The sequence below is a fragment of the Coleofasciculaceae cyanobacterium genome (assembly GCA_036703275.1).
Lineage (GTDB): Bacteria > Cyanobacteriota > Cyanobacteriia > Cyanobacteriales > Xenococcaceae > Waterburya.
This window is the reverse complement of record DATNPK010000111.1, coordinates 127,763-144,318: the sequence shown is the minus strand read 5'-3', so window position 1 is coordinate 144,318 and position 16,556 is coordinate 127,763. Positions and strand designations below refer to the sequence as shown.

20 protein-coding genes are annotated in these 16,556 nt (G+C 37.6%); 15 read left to right on the top strand and 5 right to left on the bottom strand.

The genetic code is table 11. The features are described 5' to 3' along the window. Positions 1–57 precede the first annotated feature (57 nt). Both V6C71_25545 and gloB read right to left on the bottom strand, forming a co-directional pair. On the bottom strand, positions 58–711 hold the full coding sequence (locus V6C71_25545; protein HEY9771823.1) for a DUF3386 domain-containing protein: 654 nt from the start codon (positions 709–711) through the stop codon (positions 58–60). 84 nt (positions 712–795) lie between these two features. Beyond that, complete coding sequence (gloB, locus tag V6C71_25540) at positions 796–1,569, bottom strand: hydroxyacylglutathione hydrolase (protein HEY9771822.1); 774 nt, start codon at positions 1,567–1,569, stop codon at positions 796–798. Between the two features lie 327 nt (positions 1,570–1,896). Between gloB and V6C71_25535 the strand changes: the two genes are divergently transcribed. Continuing rightward, positions 1,897–3,981 carry an ABC transporter ATP-binding protein gene (locus V6C71_25535; protein ID HEY9771821.1) on the top strand — a complete coding sequence of 695 codons (2,085 nt, stop codon included), beginning with the start codon at positions 1,897–1,899 and terminating at the stop codon, positions 3,979–3,981. An 81-nt stretch (positions 3,982–4,062) separates the two neighbouring features. On the opposite strand, the gene V6C71_25530 is transcribed toward V6C71_25535, so the two are convergent. Next, positions 4,063–4,557: a GNAT family N-acetyltransferase gene (locus V6C71_25530; protein HEY9771820.1), complete on the bottom strand. Its 495-nt coding sequence runs from the start codon at positions 4,555–4,557 to the stop codon at positions 4,063–4,065. 299 nt (positions 4,558–4,856) lie between these two features. Here V6C71_25530 and V6C71_25525 point away from each other — a divergent pair, with 299 nt between their 5' ends. Beyond that, complete coding sequence (locus V6C71_25525; protein ID HEY9771819.1) at positions 4,857–5,660, top strand: outer membrane beta-barrel protein; 804 nt, start codon at positions 4,857–4,859, stop codon at positions 5,658–5,660. Between the two features lie 157 nt (positions 5,661–5,817). Here V6C71_25525 and V6C71_25520 read toward each other — a convergent pair whose 3' ends face one another. Beyond that, complete coding sequence (locus V6C71_25520) at positions 5,818–6,252, bottom strand: DUF4079 domain-containing protein (GenBank protein HEY9771818.1); 435 nt, start codon at positions 6,250–6,252, stop codon at positions 5,818–5,820. 138 nt (positions 6,253–6,390) lie between these two features. Continuing rightward, on the bottom strand, positions 6,391–6,771 hold the full coding sequence (locus tag V6C71_25515; GenBank protein HEY9771817.1) for a DUF1830 domain-containing protein: 381 nt from the start codon (positions 6,769–6,771) through the stop codon (positions 6,391–6,393). Positions 6,772–7,217: 446 nt separating this feature from the next. Between V6C71_25515 and V6C71_25510 the strand changes: the two genes are divergently transcribed. The 13 genes from V6C71_25510 (at position 7,218) to V6C71_25450 (ending at position 16,541) form a co-directional block, all read left to right on the top strand. After that, positions 7,218–8,786, top strand: coding sequence for a photosystem II high light acclimation radical SAM protein (locus V6C71_25510; protein HEY9771816.1), 1,569 nt, complete (start codon positions 7,218–7,220; stop codon positions 8,784–8,786). 72 nt (positions 8,787–8,858) lie between these two features. Then, entirely contained in the window at positions 8,859–10,232 is a 1,374-nt protein-coding gene (locus tag V6C71_25505; protein ID HEY9771815.1) for a DICT sensory domain-containing protein, read from the top strand. Positions 10,233–10,304: 72 nt separating this feature from the next. Next, positions 10,305–10,937 carry a pentapeptide repeat-containing protein gene (locus V6C71_25500; protein ID HEY9771814.1) on the top strand — a complete coding sequence of 211 codons (633 nt, stop codon included), beginning with the start codon at positions 10,305–10,307 and terminating at the stop codon, positions 10,935–10,937. Positions 10,938–10,964: 27 nt separating this feature from the next. Continuing rightward, positions 10,965–11,294 carry an FAD-dependent oxidoreductase gene (locus tag V6C71_25495; GenBank protein ID HEY9771813.1) on the top strand — a complete coding sequence of 110 codons (330 nt, stop codon included), beginning with the start codon at positions 10,965–10,967 and terminating at the stop codon, positions 11,292–11,294. Positions 11,295–11,375: 81 nt separating this feature from the next. Continuing rightward, positions 11,376–12,404, top strand: a complete 1,029-nt coding sequence (locus V6C71_25490) for an NAD(P)/FAD-dependent oxidoreductase (GenBank protein ID HEY9771812.1) — start codon at positions 11,376–11,378, stop codon at positions 12,402–12,404. Positions 12,405–12,733: 329 nt separating this feature from the next. Continuing rightward, on the top strand, positions 12,734–13,324 hold the full coding sequence (locus tag V6C71_25485; GenBank protein HEY9771811.1) for a TetR/AcrR family transcriptional regulator: 591 nt from the start codon (positions 12,734–12,736) through the stop codon (positions 13,322–13,324). Between the two features lie 66 nt (positions 13,325–13,390). Continuing rightward, positions 13,391–13,798 carry a thioesterase family protein gene (locus V6C71_25480; protein ID HEY9771810.1) on the top strand — a complete coding sequence of 136 codons (408 nt, stop codon included), beginning with the start codon at positions 13,391–13,393 and terminating at the stop codon, positions 13,796–13,798. A gap of 29 nt (positions 13,799–13,827) precedes the next feature. After that, positions 13,828–14,067, top strand: a complete 240-nt coding sequence (locus V6C71_25475) for a hypothetical protein (GenBank protein ID HEY9771809.1) — start codon at positions 13,828–13,830, stop codon at positions 14,065–14,067. Between the two features lie 46 nt (positions 14,068–14,113). Continuing rightward, positions 14,114–14,341 carry a hypothetical protein gene (locus tag V6C71_25470; GenBank protein HEY9771808.1) on the top strand — a complete coding sequence of 76 codons (228 nt, stop codon included), beginning with the start codon at positions 14,114–14,116 and terminating at the stop codon, positions 14,339–14,341. Between the two features lie 258 nt (positions 14,342–14,599). Continuing rightward, the gene (locus V6C71_25465) at positions 14,600–14,767 is read left to right on the top strand and encodes a hypothetical protein (GenBank protein ID HEY9771807.1); all 168 of its coding nucleotides are present in this window, start codon (positions 14,600–14,602) and stop codon (positions 14,765–14,767) included. Positions 14,768–14,955: 188 nt separating this feature from the next. Continuing rightward, positions 14,956–15,435 (top strand): GNAT family N-acetyltransferase, encoded by a 480-nt coding sequence (locus tag V6C71_25460; protein ID HEY9771806.1) that lies wholly within the window; start codon positions 14,956–14,958, stop codon positions 15,433–15,435. A 300-nt stretch (positions 15,436–15,735) separates the two neighbouring features. After that, a complete protein-coding gene (locus tag V6C71_25455) occupies positions 15,736–15,972 on the top strand; it encodes a hypothetical protein (protein ID HEY9771805.1) in 237 nt (78 codons plus the stop codon). Positions 15,973–16,010: 38 nt separating this feature from the next. Beyond that, on the top strand, positions 16,011–16,541 hold the full coding sequence (locus V6C71_25450) for a hypothetical protein (protein HEY9771804.1): 531 nt from the start codon (positions 16,011–16,013) through the stop codon (positions 16,539–16,541). The last annotated feature ends 15 nt before the right edge of the window (positions 16,542–16,556 follow it).

Here is a 16,556-nt window from a genome sequence, read left to right as displayed (position 1 = left end):
TTAAGTTAATTAAGTTGTAATTTCTATAAATTGATCCTAGCGTGTGACAGCAGAAATTTATGCTACCGCAGCAGGTTCTAACAACTTGCTTTCAGAAAAGATAAATTCAGTGGTAATTGTATCTTGATTAGGGTCGATAGATTCAATCACCTGATGTTGAGGAACGTAATATTTACCTAATTTTTCGTAGCTTTCGTTAAACTCGCGTTTAGCTTTTAGATCGTTGGTTTTAGAATCACGGAAAATAGCGTTGTAACCAGTAGAAATATACCCTTCTCCAGTATCTAGGCTTTCATTGGTGTTAATCACAAATGCCATTGGTCCCATAACACGGCTAACCTGAGAAATTTCTGTACCGCGAATCTTATAGTTAGATCCCATAGAGTCGCCTTTAACCAAAATTTCCACCGCGCCAGAAGCATCCTCTTCTCCTAGAGTAAAAGTGCTTTTACCGTGAGCATTTTCAAAGGTGTTGCGTTTACGGTGAGTAATTACGTCTCTCATGTGATTGTAGACGCTTTCTGACACCTTCTCGTCTTCAATACCATTGACCTCTACAGATAGATCGCTGTTGACTTTGATCTCGGCGGTATATAATTCGTCTGCTTGCTTCAATTCTAGTTTAGTAGTGTAGCCAGGAAAGTCGCTATCCCAAGTGTAACGATTTTCGTAAGCTGCGCGAAAGCGATCGCGTGCAGTCTGATCTGTCATATTTTCTCTTAAAATGTTGTTTCTTTTCCTTATCTAGTTTAAGAAAATTTACCTCAATTAACCGCAACTAAAGCCAAATTTAATTCAAAATCGATCTTTCATCTCACGAATACGACCAAACACTCTGGCTGGATCATTAAGTTTGGCGGTAGCTTGTAAAGCAGGAGTATCCCAACGCAAAAAAGGATTAGTTTGCTTTTCTATACCCAACAATGAAGGAACAGTAGCAAGTCCTCGACTCCGAATCTTCTGTACTTCTTGATACCTATCCTGTAGGTTGACATTTTCACGGTCTACGGTAAGAGCAAACTTGAGATTATTTAGAGTATATTCGTGAGCGCACCAGACGCGAGTGTCGTCAGGAAGCTGACGCAGTTTGTCGATAGAATTGACCATTTGAGCTGGAGTCCCTTCAAATAGTCTGCCACACCCTCCAGCAAAGACTGTATCGCCACAAAATAATTCTCCTGTCTCTTCGGGTGTTGTCGGCGGAAAATAGTAGGCAATATGAGCGCGGGTATGTCCTGGAACAAAAAATACTTGACCTATTCTGGCAGCAAATTGTACCGTATCGCCTTCGTTTAGGAAGAACTGTTGATGGGGAATTCTTCCTCGATCTTCTACGCCACCGTAAACACAAAGATCGGGAAAATATTTAACCAACTGTCTGTTTCCGCCAACATGGTCAGAATGGTGATGAGTATTGAAAATAGCAATTAATTGGGCATCAATTTTGGCTAAATAGTCAATTACAGGTTGTGCTACTGCTGGATCGACTACTGCGGCAATCTTTCGTTCAGGATCGGATAAAACAAAAATATAGTTGTTTGATAGAACAGGAATACGTTTAATTTCCATTTGGGAATCAATATTTTGAGGATTATACTCTCGACGTTTTTAGGCACTGTATTCCATCATATTAAAAAAAGATCGGGTAATTTATATCTCAATACAGTTTACAACGCGAAAACTTTTACTTCTAGTTGAAATAGAGCCAGAGTATAGAGCGATTAGTTTCGCAAAGTGTAATTACTAATTGGCGATCGCTGATTAGCGCGATCGAGATCTAAAGAATTTTTACTACATTAAGTTGAATATTTTTGCTCTGTGATGCGCCAAAGACTGCTTTAACCTTGACAATTGATGATTGTTTTTTAGTATTTAGATTAAATACCCCTAACTAATATGTTTAATAGTTCCGCTAATAAATTTTGGTTTAAACAAATTAAAGAAAAGCCTAGCTATATATTTATTTTTTTTATTTTAAGCTTGAGCAGCACTACTTTTAATATAATAGGAACTATTTTATTAATTCCAGTTTTAGCTATCTTATTTAAAGATTATGAGCAGATAACTACATCTAATTACCCAATCTATATTAAATACTTTTTTACTTTGTTTGCTTATGGTCAAACGCAACGTCAGTTTGTGAGCATAATTTTTACCATGTGTTTGCTCTTTATTTTTAAAATAATAGCCAACTATATTAATACAATAATTGGCTTTAACTACACCAAGTATTTGATTTATAAAATGAAAACACAAGGTTTAAGTTTACTATGTAGAGTAGATTTAGATTATTATCATAAAAACAATGCAGCAGATATTTTATTAAAGCTAAATCGAGAAATAGAAAAAGCTGCCTTGGCTATTAAAAGTATTCAAAATATATTAGTAATTTCCTTCATATTTTTTTTGGTATGTCTAGTTTTAATTTCAATTTCATGGCAATTGACTTTAATAAATTTAATATTACTACTATTAACTTTTTATTTTAATAAATTGCTTGTTTTTATTAAAAACAAGAATTCGATGCCTGAAAAATTTTCATCATCTCGTCAGATAGTTGAGTTGTTAACTGGAATTCGCTCAATCAAAACAGCCGCCAATGAATACGCCGAATATAGTGCTATAACCAAATCAATTAAAGAGAAAGATCGAACACAGTTACACGCTCAATTAATCTCCACAATTATTAAACCAATTACTGAGATTGCAGTAATAATAATGGTCTTATTTTTGATTATTGTTAGCTATTATTTACAGCCTCAGCAAATACAAGAATTTGCTCTCTTTCTAGTTTATTTAGTTATTTTATTGGGGGTACTACCTGTTGTCAGCCAGTTTAATCAGGCGAGACTGCAATTGATTAATACTCGCTCTAGTGTGGCAACAGTAGCTAATTTTTTAACTGAAGCTAATAAACCTATTTTAAGCTCTGGCAACATTGCTTTCTCCAAATTGCAAACAGGTATTGAATTGCAACAGGTTACTTTTGCCTATCCACAACAGGCTCAGATAGTTCTAGATAAAATTAATCTGCGAATTCCACTAGGAAAAACTATTGCTGTGGTTGGCTCTACTGGAGCGGGAAAATCTACTTTGGCTGACTTGCTAATTAGGTTTTACGATCCGATTGAAGGCAAAATCTTACTTGATGGTATAGAGCTAAAAAAATACGATCTGGTTAACTTGAGAAGAGCGATCGCCGTAGTCAGCCGCAATACTTTTTTGTTTAGTAATTCTCTAGCATACAACATAGCTTATGGCGTAAAGAACGCTACTCAAGCAGAGATTATTGATGCTGCTAAAAAAGCCAGAATCTATCAATTTATTAGTCAGCTTCCTCAAGGATTAGCTACACAAGTTGGTGAAGGGGGAGTGGTACTTTGTGATGAGCAAAAGCAAAGAATTAGTCTGGCTAGAGCTTTTTTACGTAACCCTGAAATTCTGATATTAGATGAGCCAATTAATATTCTCGATCACAATTCCAATTTGCCAGACTCCATTCAAAGTGTAATTGAATCATTGTGTTGCGATCGCAGAGCGTGGGCTGCGCCCAATCGCACTATTTTAATTATGACTAACCAATTAAAACTAGCTCAACAAGCCGACCAAATTGTTGTCTTAAACAAAGGTAGGATTATTGAAATAGGCACTCATGCAGAACTACTAAAACAGAGTAATGTTTATCAACGACTATATTCGATGCAGTTTAAAACTAGCCAGCAATCTCGTCAACAAAAACTTGCTCAAAAAATCGCCCAAAAATTAGCTCAGCATACCAACAGCAATATGTCCTCAGAAGTTCGTACTAATCTAAATGCCCTATTGGATTGCTTAGAGCTAATCAACGAAGGTTTATTTGAAAATCAACAAGAACAAAACAAACTTCTCGATCAAACATATCAATCGGCTGAAAATATGCTGGTTAGTCTGAGAGAATATGAACGCAAAATTTCTCGCGAGTTTGAGCAAGACAATTCATAAATAATCATTGTCTAAAAAGTTAACTATAAACTATCTTTATTAGATTTTAAATTATCGATTCTTAACAAAATAAAGTTGATTTTAATACCTCGATTTTTCGCTTAACTTCTGCAAAGCATCGTCAGTGACGCGACAAATACGCCAGTCAGGCAAGACCTTTGCCCCCATGCTTTGATAAAAAGCGATCGCGCTTTCGTTCCAATCTAAAACGCTCCACTCCAATCGTCCTGCACCTCGATCCAGAGCTAACTTGCCCAAATAAGCCAACATTGCTTTACCAATGCCTCGACGGCGATATTCTGGTAACACAAATAAATCTTCTAAATAAATACCAGGTTTAGTCAGAAATGTTGAGTAGTTAGGCAAAAATAAGGCAAAAGCAACCATCTTGCTCTCTATTTCTGTAATAATCGCTTCAGCATAAATTCGACTACCAAATAGATCTTCGTGTAAGTTTTCGACTGTACCTGTAACCTGATGGCTCAATTTTTCGTATTCTGCTAATGCCTGGATTAGACTAAATATCTGCGGTACATCTTTGGCGATCGCTTGGCGAATTTCAAATCTTGAGTGCATCAGTTTTTTGAAAAAAATAAGTTCAATTCCCTTATATATCAATAAATGCAAAATATTTATGAAAGAGAAAGCATAAATTAATTATTTAACAGAATTATCGGAATTATTGACTTAAATCCAATCTATTGCTTTTTATTCTCGATAAACCTTAAGCTTAATTATTCCTGACTTAAAAAGCCAAAACTGCCAGTTAAAAATCTGTCTCTTGAAAGAACCTTAAAAAAACAAAGTTAGTTACTATTAATTACTTAGCTTAATCAGCTATACCAAAGAACAATCAATACGTGGTGTGATTGAATATGAATATTAAAACTGTTGTTCTAGCAACTATTTTGGCTACTGGTCTTCCCGTAGCAGTTCAGGCGCAAGATGTAAATGACTACGAAAACTATCAGGTTGCCTGTGACTCTGGTGCAGAATGTAACGATTTTCAGGTTAATTACGAACAATCCGATGGCGATAAAGTTGCTCAAACAAGAAGAACTAGACCTCGCCGCACTCGTAGTAGTAGCCTTGATAGTAAATACTATGCAGGTGGAACTCTTGGAGTATTTTTTCCCAGTGAAATCGATGATTTTCAGGTAGGAGTAGAAGGACCAGGTAATGTAACTAATCTAGAGACAGTCGATCCTGGTAGTGGATTTGGTGGTAGCGTCTACGGTGGTTATCAGTTTAGCGAGCTAATTGGTGCCGATATAGAAGCGTTCGTTTTTGGCGGTGGTGCCGAACCTTTTGATTCATCCTATACCTCCTATGGCTTTTTCGTTAATCCCAGATTTACTTATACTATTGACCCAAATAACGATAGAAGCATATATGTATTTGCTAGTCCTGGTATTGGTCTAGCTGGAATTAATTTTGGCGACGATCTTTCTGATGCTTTAGACGATAGCGACTCAGGAACTGGATTGGCTCTGCAAGTCAAGGCTGGTGCTGGTTATCCTGTTTCAGATAACATCGACATTATTGCTCAAGCAAGATACTTCAATGCTTTTAGTGCGATCGAAACAACCCAATTTGGTCAAGGTGGCACTGTTTCTGAGACTGAAGACAAAAACTTTAATGCTTTCTCAATAGAAGCTGGAGCCAACTTCAAATTCTAGTTTGATAAAAGCAAACTGCTAATTTAGACATTCTTAAGGTAAATTGCCGTATTTAAGGAGGTATTGTCAGTTTTTTCTGATTTACCTCCTTTATTTATGTGGAAGTAACCAAGATTGCCGCCAGGTAACAATGTGAATCAGTTGACTCGACAGAAATTTATAAATATTTTTGCACCACTTCCCAACCTGTCCAAGATACATAGGCTAAACCGACAAACAGCACGGCGTTGACTGAAATGTGGAGCGATCGCGCCCAAGTATTACGGACATCAATCTGGTTAGCACTCCAAGCGGAAAGACAAATTAGACCCACCACGAACAAACCAGCCCACAAATGCGTAGAATGTCCTAAGCTGCCGTAATATCCAACTGTTCCAACTACGCCGATCGCCAGCAACAATAAAACTAGAAAGACAATAATTATTCCGCCGATGTAATGTGCATTTCGCAGCCAAGGCGGACGACCAACTTTAGTAACACGACTATAAAACATTAAAGCTCCTGAAACGAGAAGCATCAGATAAAAGGCGATCGCACCGCCCATTGCCCAAGCAGCAATCTTCCAGAGCCAAAGAAAAGATGGTAAGTCCAAATTTACTAATCAGGTATTACTTTGTACTGATAATATTTTAATCTTACCAATCAATATAAATAATGGGGTTGGCGATCTTTACAACCCCAACAATTATCTTCAATATTACTTAAAAAACTAGTGGCTTATTATTGACTTTCAAACCGCCAGATTGATTGAGGATGAAACCTCAGAGCTGTTTAACGAATTAGTTACGGCTGTATTTCTTGCCTGCTCAATATTTGTCACCTTTTGCTTCTTTGGCAGAGACTGCTCCTCTCCATTTTTGTGCAATTTGAGCTTAGTGCAGGGGATTGTATCAGACAATATAGCACTGGCCATCATCCCACAATGGATCTCCAAAATGGCGCTGGAATTTGCTTCAAATACTAATCTTTGACCTGGAAACACGACTCGCTCAAAATACCAGTTAGCAATGTTAGTGATCCGAGCTATTTGAATTCTGCTTGTAGCGTTTACGTAGCAACAAAGAATGCTGTTGTTTTCATTATTTGGTAGAGGATCTAAGATTTGAGACATAACTATTGAAGAATGTTAAATAAATTAATTTTCTGAGCAATGTACACAAGCTAACATTTCCCGATCCCTATTAGCTGTAAAACAAGCTACCGATAGATATTTATCTAATCTTTGATTGAGTACTTATAAAAAAAAATACTGTTTAAGCTTAGTTAGATTTTATTTTTGAGGAAAACTAGTATTTTATGAGTTGAATTCTCATAATTCATAATTGTTAATCTCGATCTCTAGTAGATTCAGACTATTTTATTGAGGCTCATGTCCTAATTTATCTTGGACTTAAATAAAGTAATTTCCTGAAATTCTTTAATTTTGGTTGATCCTAGCAGCTAATCTCGCTAAAGTTAAGTTATATGAAAAGTTTATTATCGTTGAAAACCAAAAATCTATTTCTAATCTTCATATAAACTCATAAAGCTTGCAAAATTTAACAATAATACTTAGCTATGACTCAGCGAATTCTTTATGTTCGTCTTCCCTGTAACCCTATATTCCCGATTGGAGTGGTGTATCTTTGCGACCATGTTCATAAGTTTTTTCCTGAGATCGAACAAAGAATTTTTGACCTTGGTACAGTTCCACCATTAGATTTTAATCGCGCTCTCGATCGTTGTATTGATGAATTTCAGCCATCTTTACTGGTATTCTCTTGGAGAGATATTCAAATTTATGCTCCAGTAGGTGGTAGAGGCGGAAATCCATTACAAAACGCTTTTGAATTTTATTATGCTAAAAATCCTTTGATCAGATTACGGGGGGCATTGGGTGGTTTTAAAGTAGCTACAGCCTATTACGGCGAACTATGGCGCAATAACAGCCTAATTAAGCGAGGTTTAAATCGAGCCAGAAAATATTATTCACAAGCTCGTGCTGTGGTGGGTGGTGGTGCTGTAAGCGTGTTTTACGAGCAATTACAACAACAGTTGCCCAAAGGTACAATTGTTTCCGTAGGTGAAGGAGAACAATTATTAGAAAAAATCTTAAGCAACCGAGAGTTTCGTGATGAACGCTGTTACGTAGTGGGAGAAAACCAAATCAGAGAAAAGCTGATCCACGAATGGCCTACCCCGATTGAAAAAACCGCCTGTAACTACGATTATATTGCTAAAGTGTGGCCTGAATTTGACTACTATCTTCAGGAAAACGATTTTTATCTGGGAGTACAAACCAAAAGAGGCTGTCCTCATAACTGCTGCTACTGCGTTTACACAGTAGTAGAGGGAAAACAGGTAAGAATTAATCCGGCTGACGAAGTAGTTAAAGAAATGCGCCAGCTCTATAATAGAGGAATTCGCAATTTCTGGTTTACCGATGCTCAGTTTATTCCTGCTAAAAAATATATTCCTGATGCGATAGAGCTGTTACAGAAAATTGTCGATTCGGGCATGGAAGATATTCATTGGGCAGCATATATCCGCGCTGACAATGTTACCCCTGAACTGGCTAAACTCATGGTCAAAACAGGGATGAACTACTTTGAAATTGGTATTACCAGCGGTTCTCAGGAACTAGTACGTAAAATGCGTATGGGCTATAACCTACGTACTGTGTTGCAGAACTGTCGCGATTTAAAAACAGCAGGGTTTAACGATTTGGTTTCAGTTAATTATTCTTTTAATGTAATTGACGAAACTTATGAAACAATTAGACAAACCATTGCCTATCATCGAGAGCTAGAAGCAGTTTTTGGTGCAGATAAGGTAGAACCAGCTATTTTCTTTATCGGTTTGCAACCTCATACCCATTTAGAGGAATATGCTTTTGAAAACAAAGTTCTCCAGCCTGGATATAATCCGATGAGCTTAATGCCTTGGACAGCTAAAAAGCTACTTTGGAATCCAGAACCTTTAGGTTCTTTCTTTGGCGAAGTGTGTCTTCAAGCCTGGAAGCAGAACCCTAATGACTTTGGCAGAGAAGTAATGCAGATTTTGGAAAATAAGTTAGGTAAAGCCACTCTCGAGGAAGCATTGACTGCCCCTGTGAAATTAAATAATCAGCAATTAACTGCTGTATAGAAGCAAAATTTAACCATTATTCATAAGGTACGTTATTTATCGCGCCTTGACTAAAATAATCAATTATCTACTATGCTGGAAGGTTCAATATTACAAAGATTAGATGAAGCTCATCGCCATGGCAAACGGCCATTAAATCTAGGTGTTTATTATAAAAATACTTTGGTTGCGCTCTGCCATGCTTTAGAAGATTTTATCTTAGATTCTAAAAGTGCCCCCTTGATGATAACAGCCTTTCAGCGTGGCAAATGGTATTTAGAAGAAGCCGATCGCTATAATGATTTGGCTGATAAATCCGAACACGTCACTATTTTGGCTACTCCAGATTCTGGGTTTGATAATCACCCCACTAGCAAGAAAGAAAACGTGGCGTTAGTTCATCTCCAGCCACAAGATCCCGTTGCCGAAGAGTGGCACTTGATAATTCTTTCTCCTACTTATACGGCAATGGTACTATGCCAGGAATTATCCGACGCAGACTATGGGGTAAACAAGCCAAAAGAAGATTTGGAACGCAAATTCTACGGCTTTTGGACATTTGAACCCAAATTAGTCCGCGAAACTGTAGAAATAGCGATCGCTCATATCAAAAGCTATGAGCCAAAATTAGCCGATTTGATGACTGCTAAAGTAGCTAGAATGACCGCCGAGTCTGCTACTAGACAAAGAGATAACTTGGATGCGGTGGTTTCTCAGGTAGTTAGATATCTTCAGAACTCCCGTAAAATACTGAAGCAACCACAGCAGGCTGCTGGCTTTAGAGGCTTCCAAGATTTGAGTGAAAATATTGTTTCTAATGAGATGCAGGCTTTTTTACGCATGGCTCAGCTGCTGGATGCTACTGATGTCAGTAATCCGATGGCAGCTTCAGAAGTCGCAGCAATGGCAGAAGCAATGTCACAACTGCTCGATCTGCCTGCATGGCAAGCTAAGAGATTATATTTATCTGGTTTGTTACATCGTGTTGGGTTACCTGAGGTGACAAAAGAGCGCAACAAACAGTCTCAAGCCTTAAAAGAAGCTTTTGAGCAGAATCAACCTGCTTCTAAAGCATCAGTGTTGCGAGTAATGCCTCAATTAGAGGCGGTTTCGAGAATTTTGACTCATCAAAGAGAAGCTTGGAATGGCTCAGGCATTCCCGCCGGATTATCGTACGATTCCATTCCCTTAGAGTCGCGAATTATTTGTTTGCTGGCAGACTTTCAACAAAAAATGAAGGCTTATAAGCAGTATTCCTTGGATAAAAATCCGATGACTCAAGCCTTGGCAGATTGTCAGGCTCTAGCAGGTAAGCGATACGATCCTAAACTGTTAGACGCTTTATCTCTCTTGGTAATGGGAATGCAGCAGGGAATGACTCTAGAGGCATATAGACCCAAAATTGCTACGGGAATGTGGCTAGTAGATTCTAATAATGCCAGTAAAAATAAAACCGCATCTTCTTAAATTCTTTAAAAGTTGATAGCTGATAGCTCATACAATAAAATTCATTTTTAACCAAAAACTTAAACGTAAATAATGACCGTAGATACCATCCGCGCAGGACAAGAAAAGCATTTTCCCGGGATAGATTTAGAAGATGAAGATTTGACTGACTGCCAGCTAGAAAAAATTAATTTAGCTGGAGCAAATTTGGTTGGAGTAGATTTTTCTCGCTCTAACCTCAAAGGAGCAAGATTAGATGGAGCAAACCTGTTGGGCGCAGATTTAAAACTTACAGATTTGCGGGCGAACCTTTTGGGTGCAAACTTAATGCAGGCAGATTTAAGTAGTGCCGACTTACGCGGTAGCAACCTGAGAGGAGCAAATTTAATGGGGGCTAAATTGGCCCAGGCTTCTTTATCTGGAGCATTCTTAAGCGGAGCAAATTTAACAGGGGTAAATCTCAAGGGAGTAGACTTGCGTGGTACAGATTTACGGGGGGTAAATCTTAACAGTGCTAATCTTAAGGGAGCAAATTTATCTCAGGCAGATCTCCAGGGTGCAAACCTGAGCGAAAGCAACTTAGAAGAAACCGACTTACGGGGCGCAAACTTAGCTGGGGCAAATTTAACGGGGGCAAACTTACTCTGTGCTGAACTAGAAGGTAGTAATATCGATGGGGCGAACCTAGAGCGAGCTTGCGTTTTAGGAACTGTGATCGCCAAATAAAGAATGGCGGCTTTTAAAGAAAATAGCATGAGTTTAAACCAAATCTACGATGTTTTGATTGTTGGTGCAGGTCCAGTAGGATTGGCCACAGCGATCGCTCTACTTCAACGTGGCATAGATAATATCTTGATAATCGACCAAACTCGTAGTTTTCGGCAAACGGGGCAAGTAGTTGATATTTTGCCCAACGGTTTAAAAGCACTCAAGTATATCAATGAAGATGCTTATCAGCAAATAAAAACAACAGGTTTAGAATTTATTCAAGCTCGTCGCCACAATAGCGAGGGCAAAGAAAAAAAAGCGACTCAAAAAAGATTTTGGCGTCAAAAAAACTTGCAGGGTAAAGTTGTTCGCTAAATTCCTTTAGATTTTGACTTTTGGTATAACCGATATGGAGAAGGAAGAGTATCAATTCCTTGGTATCGTTTACAAACTAACTTGAGAAATTTACTTCCACCAGAAATAGTTAAAGCCAATCATCGTTGTGTAAATGTCGTTCAAGAAGCTAGCTCGATACTAGTAAACTGTGTTTCCAATAATGAAGTCTCTTCTAATCCTTTCGCTCATTGGGAAACACAAATATCAGACAAGACAACAGATACTAATTCTTATCAGTTTTCCGATCGGGAAATGGCTGACCATCACCAATTTCAGGCTAAGTTGGTTGTAGCAGCAGATGGAATTAATTCGACACTTCGTCAGCTAATTTACGAAAATTCAGATTTAAGCCAATGGGCAAAAGCGCAATATTCTGGTTTTGCCGCAATTGGTTGTTTGCAAATCGATGATGTATCTAATGAGATAATGCAACAGTTAGAAGACAAATATTTTCAAGGTGATATGGTAGTCACGTTACGAAATGATTCTCCTCAACTTCAATCTCGCAATATTGAGTCACCTCGGTTGATCTTAATTAGAAAAGCTAAAAATGCCCTTGGTTATTTATTCCATGCTCCTTTGAGCTTAAATTCACTCCAAAATAAATTACCCGAAGCAATTATAAATTTAGCAGTAGATATTTTAACCAAGGCGAATTTTCCTGCTATTTTTGCCCAGGTAGTTAGATTATCCTCTCCTCAAACATTAATTCATCGACCTTACTATATTCACCCTGCAAATATCCCTAGTTCTCAACGAATTTGGAGTAGTGAGCGATTGGTTTTGGTAGGAGATGCTGCTCATGGAATGCCTCCTTTTGCTGCACAAGGAGCTAATCAGGGTTTAGAAGATGCTGCCATAATCGGTACAGCGATCGCCAATATTATTCATCATAATGCTTTGGATAATCGAGAAATTATTTCTCAGCAATTTAGCAAATACGAACAGCTTCGTCGTCCTTTAATCGAACAGGTTCAAGACGCCACCATGCACAATCACAATTGGTCACAAGAAAAATGGGAAGATTATAGTGACGTGGTTTATAGTCGTGACATAGAAAGCTTGAGTCGTAATTTTGGTTTAAATTGAATCACAAAAGTATTGTAATAATATTGCCTGTAAACTTGCAAAAAGATAGAAAAGGGAACTAGCCTACAACCAGCATAGTCCCTAATTAGAGTCATCTATAGGAATTGTCAACTTAACTAGTAATATAGTACTCCTTGAAGAATTAGTCAACTGCTTTTCTTAAGCTTCAAATATTTGATGTCGATCAAATCTGATGTTATTGTGTTATTACAAACCGAACGGTCTTAAAAATAGCTGTCAGTTTAATTAATTAGGAGAAAATATCTGAGACTAATACTACAAGCAAAGCACTTGCTGTTACTTAGTGTTAATTGTTAACAGTAAAAATAATGTCTAAAGCACAGCAAACCAAAGCTCGTATAATCGAGCAAGCAGCAGAGTTGTTTAACCAGAAAGGTTATGCAGGTTCTTCGATTGCGGATATTATGCAGGCAACTGGCTTAAAAAAAGGAGGGATTTACAACCATTTCAAAAGTAAGGATGAACTGGCTATAGCTGCGTTTGACTATGCAGTCGCAAAAATGAGTCAAAAAGTTTGGAGTGCCGTGAAAACTAAACGTAATGCGATTGAAAGACTACAGGCATTAGTATCGGGCTATTTAGCTTACGTTGAAACGCCGCCAATTGTCGGTGGATGCCCGATTTTAAATACGGCGATTGAAGCTGATGATACTGATTCCCCTTTACGCGATCGCGCGATCGCAGCTATTAATAATTGGCGTAATTTAATTGTGCGCATTATCAATAAGGGTATCAAAAAGGGAGAAATACCCGCAACCATAGAACCCGATACCGTCGCCACGATTATTATCTGTAATATTGAAGGAGCGATTATGATGAGTCAGCTAGAAAAAAATCCTGTTCATTTACAAAGAGCGATCGCCCATCTGCAAAAGTACATTCAGAATACTCTGGTGTAAAACGCCATTAAATTTTTTTGACTTCAAAAAGACCGATCGGTCTGTAAATAGAATTATTAATCTCAAATGAAAGCAAAACCTTTAGAAATAAGCCTAGAATTAGCAATAAAAACCTATGACATCGATTTTGCAGGAATTGTAAGCAATATTGTTTATATTCGCTGGTTAGAAGACTTACGACTGAAAATGCTAGAGTCTCATTTCCCGATAGAACAATTAATGGCAAAGGGTTACTGTCCAATTATTAACTCAACCCAAATCAAATACCAGAAGGCTTTGCACTTAGGCGATCGCCCTGTGGGCAAAATGTGGATGTCTCAATTGGGGCGTTTACGCTGTAGTGTACAAGCCGAGATATGTCTGGGACAAGAAATAGCTGCTACCGCGACGCAAGTGGGATTTTTTATTAGTTTAGAAACTAGGCGTGCGATCGCTATCCCCGAAGAATTTAAAGAGATTTACACCCAATATTAGTGGTTTTTTGTAAGTGCTGCTGGCAAAAAATGATTATTTTGAGAGGAAAACATGAATTTATATCACAATATCTAGTTGGCGATTGCTTATCCTCAACAGACATCACTTTTGCTGCCCTCGCTTCTCCCGTTATCTGCCCAGAATATCATCCCGTTTATGATGATCAATTGTCAAAACTTCCCCCAGAAATGGTTGCGATAATCGAAGAATTACGGACAACACCAGCAGGTAAATTAGTTATGCGTATGTATCGAGAACATAGACAGTAGTGGTAATCCGTGAATTGCCCGAACAGTAATTAGTAATTAATAAATCATGTTGAAATTTTATTGCAATCCCCTTTCTCCTTTACCCCGTCGTGTTCCGATCGCTTTATTAGTTGCTAAATTAGGTTTCGATCTAAGTCAAATTCAGCAAATTGAGAAATGGCGCGATCGCCTGATGCAAAAACAAGTCTGTCAACAAACTAAATCTAATAGTAGTAAACCTCAAGAAAAGTTCGGTTTTATGACTAACGCTCAGGCATATGCCCTAAAGGACTAGCTTCGCGTCGCGGAGCGGTATCCTTTAGGGCATATGCCCTAAAGCATTAGCGCCTGGAGGCGCGTCCTTCGCGTCGTCCTTTAGGACGGCAGGGAATCTGACAAAAGTAAGAAATATGTAAGAATTATATCTCTAATTCCGCGTTCACAACTATAGCAACAGAGTGGTAATTAATTTAGGGTAAGTGTAAGAAAATAGAAAATAGCGATCGCTTAATATACCTCAAAAAAATAGAAAAACTTTCAGGTGTCAACAAAAATGGTTAACAGGTGCTTAAATCTACGGTGTGGAGTCAAACGTCATCATCGTAGCGAGCGCTTTTTTCACGATCCGACTCATGTTCGTCCCATAACATCTGTAGGATTAAGTAGGTTTTCCAAACGGCTAAATCTTGAATGGCAAACACAAGGTAGAGCTTTTACTTAAAGAAAGCGAAATTTATATTAATTTAATTAAAAATATAGAGATGACCTTAACAGCAGTTAAATAGTATTTTTATGATTGAATGTGTGATTTTCGATTGCGATGACACACTAGTTGATAGTGAAATAATATGCAATTTGGGTTTATCAATCAAACTCTAAGAGTTAGGAACACAGGCAGATATTCAATCAATGGTTGTAATTAAACCGATCGAGGAACATCAAATTGAACAGGCACAAATTGTCATCATTAGTTTAGAAATTTGGCAGGGGACATTATCAGCAACAGATTTGAAACGTATTGATTCAATGTCTGATATTAGTAATGTCAAATCAGACTATTTTGACAACAGAGGTTTATTTCTGGTTTTAGTTGATAGAGAGCAAGTTGTAGGTACTGGAGCAATTCGGCAACTTAGTCGTGATATCTGCGAACTTAAGCGAATGTGGTTTCTCAAACCATATCGAGGACAAGGATTAGGTCAGAAAATGGCACAAATACTCTTCGATTTTGCCAGAAAAGAAAAATATCAAAAAGTAAGGCTTGATTTAGCTAATGAGAAAAATCAACTGCAAGCTCTAAATTTTTATAAAAAATTAGGTTTCTTTGCAATTGAACGGTACAACGATAGTCTCTGTACTGTATTTATGGAAAAAAATTTAACCTGTTGAGAACTAGAGATCGCTTTAGTAATTTGAGGTAAAACTATGGCTGGTATTATTTTAACTACAATTGGCTCTTGCAAAGAGCTGCACCCAAAGTTGCGATCGCATTTCTCAATCGAGTTTTGAACTCAACGCTAATTTGCCCTGTAAACCGCTTCTCTCGACTACAAGCTTGGGGATTAAACTAATATTATTTTATTTTTAGGCTGTATTAATGGTAAAAAATAAAACATAAATAAATAATTATGCTAAAGCTTATTGATGAGAAAAGCTATCAAATTAATCTTAATAACCAGCTTAACAATTTTGGCGATTGTAGGCTTACTATCTAAACCAGTAACTTCTCAACCTTGTCAGCAAGAATGTCCTAGTTCCCAACTAGATCCTGATTTGGTTCACGGGATGAGAGTTTTTGGGGAAAATCAAATTTATATTACTCATAAACCATTTCTCAATACTCCTAGCAAAGCTCACAATTTCCAAGCTATTTATCAAGTAAAATTCAGCGGCTTAAGCGAGCAAGATCCACGAAAATATATTTAAGCGATCGCGAAAAAAACACCCTGAAAGAATATACATTAATGCCAACTGAAGGTTTCACTAAAACAAAACTTTTAAATGGCTCGCTCAAATCATTTAAAGGTCAAATTTACCGCGGAGATATTGAAGAATGCTTGCGTAAAAATTCGCGAGGAACTAAATTTTGTCCTATACCCTTAATTTCCAATAATCCAGAAGTAGAAGTAAAAATTGAGCAGGCTATTTTCGTTTGTGATTTTGCCGATCCTAATTGTATGCCCAAAGTTCCTCCCACCAAAGCGGAATATATTCTTTTTGGTGATGATTCAGAGCAATATATCGCCCACCGAATTACTGGTGCGCCTGATGGCGATTTTGACCAAATTTTACGACTCAATCGCTCAATTAAACTCGATCGAGAACAATTAGCTGAACTCGAGCAAAATAATTATCTCAAACTTGTAGCCAAAGATAAAAGTAACACGAAAAATGCAGTTAAATTGCGATCGCCAACCTCATTTTTGATTAATGGTCAAGGCAAACCAGTCACAGATTACTCCGCCGTCTATCACGGATACCGCTCCGCGTCCTAAAGGATTAGCTAGCGC